The organism is Allorhodopirellula heiligendammensis, assembly GCF_007860105.1.
In the GTDB taxonomy this organism is placed as follows: domain Bacteria; phylum Planctomycetota; class Planctomycetia; order Pirellulales; family Pirellulaceae; genus Rhodopirellula; species Rhodopirellula heiligendammensis.
This window is the reverse complement of sequence record NZ_SJPU01000002.1, coordinates 1,968,697-1,981,423: the sequence shown is the minus strand read 5'-3', so window position 1 is coordinate 1,981,423 and position 12,727 is coordinate 1,968,697. Positions and strand designations below refer to the sequence as shown.

10 protein-coding genes are annotated in these 12,727 nt (G+C 57.8%); 9 read left to right on the top strand and 1 reads right to left on the bottom strand.

The window, feature by feature from the left end; genetic code table 11:
• The first annotated feature begins 266 nt into the window (after window positions 1-266).
• Window positions 267-2,048 (top strand): ABC-F family ATP-binding cassette domain-containing protein, encoded by a 1,782-nt coding sequence (locus Poly21_RS17660; protein ID WP_146408202.1) that lies wholly within the window; start codon window positions 267-269, stop codon window positions 2,046-2,048.
• A gap of 443 nt (window positions 2,049-2,491) precedes the next feature.
• Here Poly21_RS17660 and Poly21_RS17655 read toward each other — a convergent pair whose 3' ends face one another.
• Window positions 2,492-3,568, bottom strand: coding sequence for a transposase (locus Poly21_RS17655; RefSeq protein ID WP_146408201.1), 1,077 nt, complete (start codon window positions 3,566-3,568; stop codon window positions 2,492-2,494).
• A 216-nt stretch (window positions 3,569-3,784) separates the two neighbouring features.
• On the opposite strand from Poly21_RS17655, the gene ccsA reads away from it, so the two are divergent.
• The 8 genes from ccsA to Poly21_RS17615 all read left to right on the top strand — a co-directional run bounded on the left by ccsA (window position 3,785) and on the right by Poly21_RS17615 (window position 12,653).
• Window positions 3,785-4,729: a cytochrome c biogenesis protein CcsA gene (gene ccsA / locus Poly21_RS17650; protein ID WP_146408200.1), complete on the top strand. Its 945-nt coding sequence runs from the start codon at window positions 3,785-3,787 to the stop codon at window positions 4,727-4,729.
• Entirely contained in the window at window positions 4,726-6,051 is a 1,326-nt protein-coding gene (gene hemA / locus Poly21_RS17645; RefSeq protein WP_146408199.1) for a glutamyl-tRNA reductase, read from the top strand. Before ccsA ends, hemA begins: the two co-directional genes overlap by 4 nt.
• A 262-nt stretch (window positions 6,052-6,313) precedes the next feature.
• Window positions 6,314-7,063, top strand: a complete 750-nt coding sequence (locus Poly21_RS17640; RefSeq protein WP_146408198.1) for a 3-keto-disaccharide hydrolase — start codon at window positions 6,314-6,316, stop codon at window positions 7,061-7,063.
• A 7-nt stretch (window positions 7,064-7,070) separates the two neighbouring features.
• Window positions 7,071-7,715 (top strand): sigma-70 family RNA polymerase sigma factor, encoded by a 645-nt coding sequence (locus Poly21_RS17635; RefSeq protein ID WP_146408197.1) that lies wholly within the window; start codon window positions 7,071-7,073, stop codon window positions 7,713-7,715.
• Complete coding sequence (locus Poly21_RS17630) at window positions 7,712-9,079, top strand: arsenate reductase/protein-tyrosine-phosphatase family protein (protein WP_146408196.1); 1,368 nt, start codon at window positions 7,712-7,714, stop codon at window positions 9,077-9,079. Before Poly21_RS17635 ends, Poly21_RS17630 begins: the two co-directional genes overlap by 4 nt.
• Window positions 9,036-9,599: a ribose 5-phosphate isomerase B gene (gene rpiB / locus Poly21_RS17625; RefSeq protein ID WP_146408195.1), complete on the top strand. Its 564-nt coding sequence runs from the start codon at window positions 9,036-9,038 to the stop codon at window positions 9,597-9,599. The genes Poly21_RS17630 and rpiB overlap by 44 nt, the downstream gene beginning before the upstream one ends.
• Before the next feature lie 9 nt (window positions 9,600-9,608).
• The gene (locus tag Poly21_RS17620) at window positions 9,609-10,691 is read left to right on the top strand and encodes a DNA polymerase III subunit (protein ID WP_146408194.1); all 1,083 of its coding nucleotides are present in this window, start codon (window positions 9,609-9,611) and stop codon (window positions 10,689-10,691) included.
• Window positions 10,692-11,024: 333 nt separating this feature from the next.
• Window positions 11,025-12,653 carry an OprO/OprP family phosphate-selective porin gene (locus tag Poly21_RS17615; RefSeq protein WP_146408193.1) on the top strand — a complete coding sequence of 543 codons (1,629 nt, stop codon included), beginning with the start codon at window positions 11,025-11,027 and terminating at the stop codon, window positions 12,651-12,653.
• The last annotated feature ends 74 nt before the right edge of the window (window positions 12,654-12,727 follow it).

Below are 12,727 nucleotides of genomic sequence, written 5' to 3'. Positions count from 1 at the left end.
TTATCTCGAACGGGTGGATGAATACTCTACGCAAGCAACGCCGGTATGGGTAGGCAAGACATGGTGAACTTTTTCGTGTTTCTCGCTACGTTGGAGGGCCCGCAGTATCCCTCGCGGACTGTCGATTGACCGACCCGACGAGCCAACGCGGAAACCGACCTCATCTTCTCGTTGACACTTCGGGTTAGTATTTGCGAATTCGAATCGCAAAAGCGACGATATCGTTAGCCCGCACCCATCCTCCACTCACAATAAATCTCGGATTCATGGCCGTTCTGATTCAGCTCCGCGACGCTTACAAACGCTTCGGTGACCAAGTTTTGCTCGACGGAGCGAATGCGAGCTTGGTTGATGACGTCAAAATTGGTTTCGTTGGCCGCAATGGTGCCGGCAAATCCACGCTGCTGCGGATCCTGCTCGGCGAAGAAGAAGTCGAAAAGGGCGAGGTGATCCATCACCCCAGCCTGCGGATTGGCTATCTACGACAGCATGATCCTTTCGAGGAGGGCGAATCAGCGCTGGATTTCCTGATGCGTGACAGCGGCGCCCCCGATTGGCGGTGCGGTCAGGTCGCCGGGCAGTTCGAACTGAAAGGCGAGTACCTCGAAGGCCCGGTCAAGGCACTTTCGGGGGGGTGGCAAACGCGGGTCAAACTGGCGGCCTTGCTGCTGCACGATCCCAATTTGCTGATGCTCGATGAACCAACCAACTTCCTCGACTTGCGAACGCAGATTCTGCTGGAGCACTTCCTGCGCGATTTCGGTAAAGCGGCGTTGATTGTCAGCCACGACCGCGCGTTCCTGAAGGCAACTTGCAGCCAAACACTGGAACTGGCCAAGGGGCAGTTGACCATGTTCCCTGGAAAGATCCACGATTTCCTCGAATTCCGCGAAGAACGTCGCGAACACGATCGCCGTGTCAACGCAACCGTCATCGCGAAACAGAAACAGCTCAAACAATTTATCGACAAGAACCGCGCTAACGCGTCCACAGCCAGTCAAGCGCGCAGCAAGGCGAAGCAGCTGGAGAAACTGCAAACCGTGGAGCTGCAGGTCGACGAGCCAACCGTGAATATTCGGGCCCCCCGCGTCCAACCGCGACAGGGCACCGCCGTGCGGTGCGACCAACTCGCCATCGGTTATCCTGGTCACCGCGTCGCTGACGATATCTCGCTAGAAATTGAACACGGCCAGCGAGCCGCCATCGTCGGTGACAACGGGCAAGGCAAGACGACCATGCTCCGGACGCTCGTCGGTTCGCTCGAGCCGCTCGATGGGACGATGAAATGGGGGCATGGGATCGAGATCGGCACCTATGCCCAGCATGTCTACACGACACTCGACGAACGCCAAACCATCCTCGAACATCTCGAATATGCGTCCGACCCAGATACGACTCGGCAAGAGCTGCTCGCGATGGCAGGAGCGTTGCTGTTTCGCGACGAAGCGATCCAGAAGAAAATCAAAGTGCTCAGCGGTGGCGAACGAGCTCGTGTCTGCATGGCCAGCTTACTACTCGGGACCGCCAATGTGCTCGTGCTCGACGAACCAGGCAACCACCTCGACGTCGAAACCGTCGAATCGCTCGCCGAGGCCCTACGGCTGTACAAAGGCACCGTGATCTTCACCAGCCACGACCGACACTTCATGGCTCGCGTGGCCACCAATGTGATCGAGGTCCGCGACGGCCGAGTGCGAAATTATTTCGGTAGCTACGACACTTACTGCGACGCCGTCGAAAAAGAGGTCTCCGAAGGCGAACGACAGCGTAATGCAGCCGCCGGGAAATCGACCGCGCCGCAAGGCGGGGCCAATGGCGATGCCAAAAACGATCGCAAACAGCACAAGGACCAGCGCAAAACCGGCAAGGAGCTGAAGACCCTGGAACGCAAAATCGCCAAGCTCGACGATGAGAAGAAAGAGCTCAACGAACTGCTGCTCAAAGAGACCAAGCCCAATGAAGCAGTGCGACTGCACGATCAAATCAAAGCCATCGAAGTCGAGCTCAGCCAGGCAGAAGAGAAGTGGATGGAACTCAGCGATTTCTGAGGCACCCCCGAAAAGGGCCACCCAAATTTTAGCCCCCATCCCCGCACCCTCGAAAAGGGCCACCCAATTTTTTAGACAGTTCTCAGGGAGCACGGACACGAGTTTCTTGCATGGAGCCTTCGCGTCGGACAACCCAAATGCCGAGATCGGTCATTTTGAGCACGCTACTCGAGACAAACCTTACAGCCCACCCCAACCGCGCAGCGGCCAACCTGGAACAGTCTTCGCGGCAGCGTTCCGACGCTCGAAAAGGGCCACCCAATTTTTTAGACAGTTCTCAGGGAGCACAGACACGAGTTTCTTGCATGGAGCCTTCACGTCGGACAACCCAAATGCCGAGATCGGCCATTTTGAGCACGCTACTCGAGACAAACCTTACAGCCCACCCCAACCGCGCAGCGGCCAACCTGGAACAGTCTTCGCGGCAGCGTTCTGAGACGGCGTCAGACCGATGAGAGGCCCAGCGGATTCCCGCGGGCGCACAGCCAACCCTGCCCGCGACGGCATGCTTCGCCTGCAAGGCTCTCCGGTGTGCCTGCCGCACGTTTGAAGATCCGACCGAATTTGCGCACCACATCGCACCAGCCATGCGTGTCCAAGCCAAGTCGCTGCAGGATCGGGTTCAGATGGGCTGGAATGCTGCCGATCTTATCAGCACGCAATTGGCGCCCCGTCCAATCAAGCAACTCCAAGTATCTCACCATCGATACCGGCAGGAACCCTTTGCTGCTCGCTCGACGGCCTGACGCTTCGACTACCGGTCCCGTCGCGTCAGATCGTTCATCAATCTCGATTGGACTCATCCACCCACTGCGACGCCGAGCCCGACTCCGCTCCCAATCATGGGTGCTAGGCCGACGCCGATCCTGCCGCTCGCTCAAATCGTCAATCCGAGCCTTCGCTCCGGTGTAATCACTGGTCTCCGGAGTTTCCGCCAGCGCAGCACGAATCGGATTCAGATCAACGTACGCCGCGCACACCAGCAAACTGGATTCATCGAGCAAAATTTGCGCTCGGTATCTACCTTCCCAAAAGTGCCCGCGAACCTCGTCTTCAGCATTGCTCCTCCGCGCAATATTCTCAGCGGTGCACCGCATCCACCAGCTGATATCGGACAGTCGAGTGCGACGTTCCGACAACACTTCGGGTTGGTTGAGGATCATGTCCAACTCCGGCTTCGTGGGCTCCGCAGGCGAACCGTCCTCGTTTCGCCGCCGGGGGAATAATCGCAGCCAACGCCGGGCCACTTCTTCGTCCGACCAAGCTGCCGCCACATCCGCCCGACTGCGTAGGACCAGATGAATGTGGTTGTGCATCACCGAAAAAGTCAAGCAATCGATCGCAAAGACCGAAGCCAGGAACTCCAGGCGATCACGAATCCAGCCACGCCGATGTTCGTACGAAGTCCCCGTCAGCGGATCGTCACCGCAAAGAAACGCACGTCGCACGCATCTCTGAATGCAATGCACCACCTGCACTTCGGACGGGTCTAAAACTTCACCACGAGCTTGACGAGGCATTGTACCGACTCTGCTAAGAGAAACAGCAAGGCCGCAAAACCCTCACGACCATCTCCATCCTAGGGGTAACGGACCAGCGGTCAACCAGAAAAATCCTCATTCATTGCCTGTCCCTAATTAATTCTTGCCTGTCCCTAATTAATTAATTATTGGGAGGCTCCCGGCTTCGCGCCCCCTCACTTGCGCATTCGGCATGTCTTTGTGTAGGATGTGGCAATGCTCCCCATGCTCCATCAAATTTCGATTACTTGTTTCACGACGAGCTACGCCATCGTGCTGCTGATTGAGCTGCTGCGGTTGGTGGGCCGTCGCCTGCCGGGCCGTGGATTGGCGGGACTGGTGATGATGGCGATCGGAATCGTCACCCACATCATTTACCTTACCTTACGCGCAACGGCGGATCTTCCAGGCGGCAGCGGCAGTGCCGAGGGCAGCCCAGCCGTCGACGCGGGACGCTTGGCAACGTGGACTGATTTTTCACTGATGGTGGCCCTGGGGTTGGCAATCTGCTACTTCGTTCTTTACCTCCGGCGGCCTGACACCGTCATCGGTTTTTTTTTCTTACCGGCCATTTTGGCGATGATCGCGCTGGCGATTTCGGTGCGGCATCTGCCCGCCTTTGACCGTGGCGAGGCGACTGCGTTTTGGCGGAACGTGCATGCGTTGTCAATGATGCTCGGATCCGCCGCGGTGCTATTTGGTTTTTTGGCCGGAGCGATGTACCTCGTCCAGTCCTGGCGACTCAAGCACAAGCGGGCCGGCTCGGCGCTACGACTGCCAACTCTAGAGACGCTGCAAAACCTCAACCGTCGCTGTCTCGTGATCAGCACAGCGGCGGTCGGCGTGGGGCTGGTATCCGGTGTCGTTATGAATCTGAACCGCTGGGGCGAGATCCCGTGGACCAATCGGGGCATTATGCTGTCGGGGGTCCTGTTCGCTTGGTTGGCATCGGCCACGATGGTGGAATTTCTCTATGCCCCGGCCAGCCGAGGCCGCAAAGTCGCCTACCTAACGCTGGCGAGCTTCGGTTTCCTGGTACTGGCAATGTCGGGCGTATTAACAACCTCCCACGGGGGCGCTGCAGTCAACGCACACGACGTCCGAGCCGATACCGACGCAGGCCCCGCCGACACGACCACCTCCCGGCGAGGTGACTCATGACGCTGCAGATGATCGGTTGCTCGCACCATGATGCGGCCGTGGAAATTCGGGAACAGTTGTCATTCTCCTCAGAGCACTGCGCTCAAGCGTTGGCGACGTTCGGCGAGCGGTTTGACGGAGCGGAATTGGTCGTGCTGTCGACCTGTAACCGGGTGGAACTCTATGCCGCCGGTGGCCCCTTCGGATCCGGGCTCACGGCGAGCGAATCAGGAGCGGGATCGCTGTCGGACGATCAAGTGCGAAATGCATTAATCGACTTCGTGGCGGCGTGCCTGGAAAAGCCCGCAGACTTCGTAGGCAAACACATGATCGTCCGCCAAGGCCGCGAGGCAGTCGACCATCTGTTCTTGGTGGCGGCGAGTCTCGATAGCATGGTCGTGGGCGAAGCCCAGATCCTGTCCCAAGTCAAACAGGCCTACGACCTGTCCAACGTCGCCGGAGCAACGGGACCGCTGACACACGCTGCTTTCCAAGCGGCCAATCGGGCCGCGAAGCGAGTGCAAACCGAGACCACGATCCATCGCCGCCGGCTGAGCGTGCCGAGCGTTGCCGTAGGAGAAGTTGTCCCGGAGGTATTTGAAACCCTTCGCGGCAAACGCGTTGTCCTCTGTGGCGCCGGAGAAATGGCCGAGGAAACGCTGCGGTACCTCAAAACCGGCGGCAGCGATAATCTGTGCATCGTCAACCGTGGCCAGGAGCGAGCGCAGGCACTGGCGCAAGTGTTCGGCGCCGATACGCGGTCATTGAATGAACTCCACGAACAGATTGTTGCCGCCGATCTCCTCATTGGAACGACGTCAGCCGAAGAGCCGCTGGTCGACGCGGCGACCTTCGCCCAGCTCAACGCCAGACGTGGCGGACGGATTTTACTGGTACTGGACCTGGCCGTTCCTCGTGACTTTGAACCCGTTATTGGTGATGAGCCCGGAGTCTATCTGTACCAGATCGATGACCTGCAAGCGGCCTGCAACCGCAATCGACGCGAACGCGAGAAACAGTGGCCCAGAGCCAAAGCGATCCTTGACGAGGAAGTCAATCGATTCTTTGAGTCGCTCCAGCAGCGGGCAACCGGGCCAGTCATTCAGCGTCTGCGGCAGCGAGCCGATCAAGTAAAATCGGCTGAACTGCAGCGATTACTCGACAAACTCAATGGCTGCACGGACGCCTCGATGACGAAAGAAATTGAGAAATCATTCGACCGCCTCACTAATAAGCTGCTCCACCCGCCGATGGCATCGCTGCGTGACGATGCGGCAGCCGGTCATTCCCGGGGATTACTCGAAGCCCTCCGCCACCTTTTCAATCTCGGGGATGATCTGTAGCGTTTTTACAGGTCAGCGGAAGTTTCAGGTATATTGTCAACTCAATTCGCTGCTTGGGACCATCGTTCCCAGCGAGTAAATTGATGACATTGATTCACGATGAGACCGCCGACGGGATCCTGGCCCCATCCATTAGGGATTCCAACCAGTTCTCTCATCGCCCTGACGCTGATGATCCAGGATCAACGCCGCTACTCTCTCTCCCACTCTCCCACTCTCCCACTCTCCCACTCTCCCACTCTCCCACTCTCCCACTCTGAAAATGCTCTACCGCCACATCCTCACCGTCGCCCTCGGACTCGCGGCGACACTCTCAACTTCGATCCCGACCAGCGCCCAAGACAGCGCGATCCCGGAAACCGCTCCGGCAGTCCTCCGCTCCCTACAAGGCGGCGAAGATACCGTTTTATTCAACGGCATGACTCTTGAGGGCTGGCGTGGCCGCGATGACCTGTGGGCTGCTGAAGACGGAGCGATTGTGGGAAGGACGACCGACAAAGAGCCGATCAAGCAAAATACTTTCTTGATTTTGGATGATGAGATCGAAGGTGATTTCGAACTCACCCTGCAATTCAAAATCGATGGCGGAAATTCGGGAATTCAGTATCACAGTCGCGTGGTCAATGAAGATGAATTCGTGGTTTCGGGATACCAAGCCGACATCGACGCTGCGAATCACTATGCTGGCATTCTGTATGAGGAGAAGGGTCGAGGAATCCTCGCTCTCCGCGGTCAAAACGTCATCATCGGTGAGGACGGAAAAAAACAAGTCGAGAAATTTGCCGATGCCACCGAGCTGGGTAAGGGCATCCACCCTGGCCAGTGGAACGACTACCGCATTGTGGTCCGTGGCAGTCAACTCGAACACTTCATCAATGGAGCCCAGACGATCAAGGTGACTGACAACCAAAGCGAGAAATCTCGAGACTCCGGTGTCTTGGCACTTCAACTGCACCAGGGCCCCGCGATGACGGTTCGCTTCAAAAACATCACTCTACGGCAGTGGAAATAGCACGCCCATGAGCAAATCGATTTGGCCGCAGGGAGACAAGACCGACGTGCTGATCCAGTCAGCGCGCGCGGGTGACGCCGATGCAGTCAATCAGTTGCTCGACCGGCATCGCGCAGCCATCCATCGGCTGGTCGAACTGCGACTGGATCGAAAAGTCCAACAGCGAGTCGATGTCAGCGATGTCGTTCAAGATGTCTTGGTTGATGCCAGTGGGCGGCTCCAACAGTATCTAAATGATCCCGGTATGGCGTTTCATTTGTGGTTGCGGCAGATTGCTTGGGACCGCATCATTGACACCTACCGCCGGCATCGCGGCAGCGCCAAACGGAGCATGGATCGCGAGCAACCCATGCACCGCGGCAGCGTCGACGAGTCAACGATGAATCTCGCGATCCAGCTCAGTGATCCGGGTCTAGGGCCTGCCGCTGTAGCGACCCAGCACGAGATTGCACGTCGCGTCGAAGCTGCCATCGAGAAACTCGATGAAGCCGACCGGGAAGTCATTCTGATGCGTCACTATGAGCATCTATCAAACCTGGAAATAGCTGAGGTGCTGGGTCTGCAACCTCCCGCCGCCAGCATGCGATATCTCCGCGCCCTGCGCCGACTCCGCGCCGTGCTCGAACAAGACGACGATATGGAAATCGGATGATCTACGACCTGCAGCAAACCGACGACCCGCGTGACATCATCCATCGCAGTGTGCAAGCATTGGCCGAGGGCGATGTCATCGGATTACCGAGCGAGACCGTCTATGGTGTCGTCGCCAGCGCGCTATGCCCTGCCGCAGTAACCCGTCTGGCTGAACTCGTCGGCAGTTCGTCACCAACTGGAATTCCAGGCGCACCTCAAGTCGTTCCGCAGACGCAGACTGCGGTACCAGCGCGCCAAGCCACGCCAGGCCAGGTCGCTGTACCAGGCCAGGTCGCTGTACTAGGCCAAGTCACCGTGCCCGGACAGGTAGCCCTGTGTGCCCGCAGCAGCGAGGCCGCTGGCGACTTTCTAGTTCCCCGCTCGAAACTCGCCCGTCGCTTGAGTGAACGCTGTTTTCCCGGACCACTGACTCTGATTGCGGATTGCGATCGACAGCAATCGGCCGTCGGCATGCTTCCGCCCAGCGTGCGGGCTGTCCTGCATCACTTTGCCGGCCCAAACGACGGGCCAAGGGTTGATCGTGCCCAGGCAAGTGACCGGGTAGCCTTCCGAGTATCGAACCATCGCTTGCTCAGTCATATCCACCGTTACCTGACGGCGCCATTGGTGTGGGGAGAATTCTCGCTCGACGATGGATCTGCGATTACGACCGCAGCGAAGCTGGACACCTATTTATCTCAAAAGACGGGCGACAATCCACTCCCCGTCCTGCTAGATGATGGCGTCAGCCGCTATGGTGGAGCGGGTACGATCGTGCAATTGTCGGGAAATTCCTGGCAAATCCTACGCGAAGGAGTGATTCAGCGAGCCGCCATGAACCAGTTTGTCAAACCTGTGATTGTAATCGTCTGCACGGGCAACACGTGCCGAAGCCCGATGGCGGAAGCGTTGCTGCGGGATCTGTTGGACCGCCGATTTGGCCGGGAAGACGTAGCTCGTGTTCTATCGGCGGGAGTCGCTGCCCAGCGTGGCCACGGCGCCAGCCCGCAATCGGTAGAGGTAATGGGGCGCCGCGGGCTGGATTTAACCGGGCATGCCAGCCAGCCGCTGGACGATCCCATGATGTCGATGGCGGACCTCGTACTGACCCTGACGCGTCAACACCGCGACGCCATCCTGGCGGCGTGGCCAAACCGCAAGGGTCGAGTATTCACCCTCCGCCGAGATGGGGGGGACGTCAGCGATCCCGTCGGCATGCACGTGGACGTCTACGAACAATGCGCTGACCAGATTCGTGAGGAGCTCGAAAAATGGATCGATGCCTTGGATGATGATTTTTTCCCAATAGCGCCTGACAAAGAGCCTCACAAGGGCCATAATGGAAACGAAGACGCGGACGCCCGAGCAATCCCTGAGGAGTAATCTATTGAAAGTTGGTTTAGCAAGCGATCACCGCGGGGTGCATATTAAGGCGCGGCTGGTGCAGTGTTTGACGCATGAGGGGTACGAGGTTTTCGATGCAGGCACCGATTCCTCGGATCCGGTCGATTATCCCGATTACGCGAAAGAGATTGCCGGAAGAATTGCGACCGGCGAACTTGATCGGGGCGTTCTAATCTGCGGTACCGGTATCGGCATGTCCATTGCTGCCAACAAATTCCCAGGCGTTCGCGCCGCGCCGTGTTATGACGAGGTCATGGTGGAGATGTCGCGGCGTCACAATGACGTCAATGTTCTGTGCCTTCCAGGAGATTTGATCGGCGAGCGGCCGGTCGACGACCTTGTATTGATGTGGCTGAGCACGGATTTCGAGTGCGGTCGCCATGGGACGCGTGTCGATAAAATTTGCGATTTGGAAAGCACCGCGCATGCGGGCCGGCCCCAGAGCGGTAAGGCACTGCCGACAAGCGTCGCCACACCTGCTCCCTCACGTGCCAGCTGAGCATTTCGATTGGCAACTCCTCGCATTGAATCGCATGCTTTTCCCCGCTCGTGGAAGGATTTGATCGGCCACGAACGGATCCGCTCCACCCTGAGCAGCGCGATCGCGAAGCGGCGACTCGGCGGCAGCCTACTGTTCGTCGGCCCCCCCGGTGTCGGCAAGACAGCTGCCGCACTCTTGCTCGCACAAACGGTGCTGTGCCGCCGTCAATCCGCGGCGGAAATGAACCCATGTGGCCAATGCCCTGACTGTGCCCAGGTCCGCGCGGCGACCCACCCGGACTTGATTCAAGTGTCCAAGCCACAGGACAAGTCCCTCATTCCGCTCGAACTACTCATCGGTCCTGTCGAAGCCCGATTGCAGGAAGGCTTTTGCCATGATGTGCATCTGCGTCCGATGCAGGGTGAACGCAAGGTTGCGATCCTGCACGACGCCGACTTTCTCAACGAAGAAGGTGCCAACTGCCTGCTCAAAACGCTTGAAGAACCACCCGCCAACGCGGTCATCATTCTGATCGGCACCAGCGAACAGCGCCAACTGCCCACCATCCGTTCTCGCTGTCAGACGATGCGATTCACCAGTCCTACGGGAGTGGAGGGGCGGGAACTCCTGCGGCAACACATCCAACGGCTTACCGAAGCAGGTCAGTCACCTCCTTCACTCGCTGACGCGGAGCTCGACGAAGCGATCGAACTGGCGGCGGGCGACCTGCAGGTTGCGACGCGTTTGGCGAGCGGTCAGAGCAATGAAATTCGGGGAAAGCTACTGACTCAGCTCAGCGCATCCGTTCCCGATCCGATGATTATCGCGCGATGCATCAATTCACATCTCGATGAAATCAGCAAGAAGGAGGCTCCATTGCGCCGCGCCGGCCTACGCGATTTGTGCTCGATTGCGGTCCAGTACTATCGAGGTGAACTGCGAGAAGCAGCCCGCCAAGGTCGATACAACGGTGCCGACGCTCGGCGGCTCGACCGAACTCTTCGCGTCTTCCGGGAAATCGACCGCAGTGCGAACTTGAATGCCTTGGTCGACTGCTACGCCGCCGATCTCTCCCTCGCCATCACCGGCGACCGAGGCAGCATTGGCTGATATTGGCTTCAACCAACCACAATGAGCCTCACCAGATAGCGAAGTTCGTAATCGGATCCACACAGCGGCATGGCTTAACAAGCACGTGTCGTTAAACCTTGCCGATTATCCCGTCCATGCCTGCTGTGCCGAATATTCGGGTGGTCACAAACATTATGCTAGTACAATCTTAATAAACGTTTAAATCGCGATTCGGCGCGACATTGAACTGGAAGGCACGCCGATTCTTCCTGCTGTGACACGAGCCTCAAACACACCCGATTGTGTAAATATCTCGAGTCTCTGACTGCCGTATCGAAGGATTGATACGACGCGGAAGCTATTCAGCCGTTCATGGAGGATTTCGAGAACGTGATTACCGTATTGAAGTGGCGCAGTCGGCGCACAACACTAGCCATTGCCCTACTGGCGTGCTGGGGCAGCAATAGTGTCCACGGAGAGGAAAATGAAGCTTTGGGCATTGACCTAGGCCTGTTCCAACCCAGCGCTGAAACGTCGCTGCTCGATCCGCTCGCGATAACCCCCCTCGCGATAACCCCCGTTGGGCTATCGGAACCGGACGAATCCAGCGACATCGTTTCGGAGTTGCTCGAATCAGATGCGGAGGCAACGTCCCAAAAAACCGTCCCTGCGGAAGACTATGAGAAGCTTCTCGAGCGAGTTGGGGACCTGGAATCGTCATGGAAAAAGTACCAAGACGAGCAGAGTGAAGAATCCGCCGCCAAAAAGCAGAAGCCCTCGCTGAAGATCAATGGCCGGGTCCACCTGGACAACTGGAGTTTTCCCGAAAGCGATCCGGGGATCAACTATTTGGAATCCGGTGATCCTAGCATCGATCCACAGGACCGCTGGGTATTCCGTCGACTCCGCTTGACGTTCAGTGGCGACGTACCGCACAACATGTTGTATCGGATCCAAGTCGACTTCAATAATCCCAATCTTCCAGAGCTGAAAGACGCGTATTTGGGATGGCATAATTTACCACACAACCAGACATTGCTCCTAGGCAATCAGAAGCGACCGATTGGCTTAGATCACCTCAATAGTAGTCGCCACAACCTGTTCATCGAGCGGCCTCTGGCGGTAGAAGCATTTAACGAAGATGCCCGCCGCCTGGGGCTCTGCATGTATGGCTACAGTGACGACGAAGTATTCAATTGGCGTTACGGTGGCTTCCTGCTGGAGAACATCAGCAACGACGGACGGTATATCGGCGACTCTGAGCAAGCGGGGATGTATGGTCGACTGGCCGCCAGCCCTTGGTACGACGAAATCAGTGGAGGACGTGGTTACTGGCACTGTGCCGTCGCGGGTTCGGTCAATCGAACCGACGGTGATGGCACGCTCGACACCGACACTAACAGTAACGAAGCAAGATTCCGTACGCGTCCCGAAGCTCGGAGTGATTCCCGGTGGTGGGATACCGGTCGCATCCTTGGTGCGGAGGGTTATCAGGAACTAGCATTCGAGTCGATGCTCAACATTGGAGCGTTCCAATTGACGGGGGAGTACTTCAACACTTGGGTCCAGCGTGATGCACTAGGCGGATTCAACGGCAGTGGACTGCACTTCCAAGGCGGCTACCTCTTCGCCAACTACTTCCTGACAGGCGAACACGTTCCGCTGGATCGCTTGTCCGGCACGATCGATCGCGTCAAACCGATGGAAAACTTCTTTCTAGTCGACCGACTCGCCGGTGGCCGTGGATCAGGGTGGGGAGCTCTATCCATGGGAGTTCGTGGCGACTATCTCGACCTTTCGGACTCGGATATTCGCGGTGGCCAAGGCTATACCGTGACTGCGGGGATGAATTGGTATTGGACGGCATATTCGAAGGTACAGGTGAACTACATCGCCGGATCGATAAAAGATGCAGGCCAAGGCCGTGCCACCGGACCGTTGCTAGCCGGCGTATCGGGAGACTTCGGAATCGTCGGCGCCCGTTACATGATCGATTTTTAACGCATCGCGGTAACCGCTCATCACAGTGGGGGGAAACCATATCCCGTCCCACCCCACCACGAACCGTACCCAGC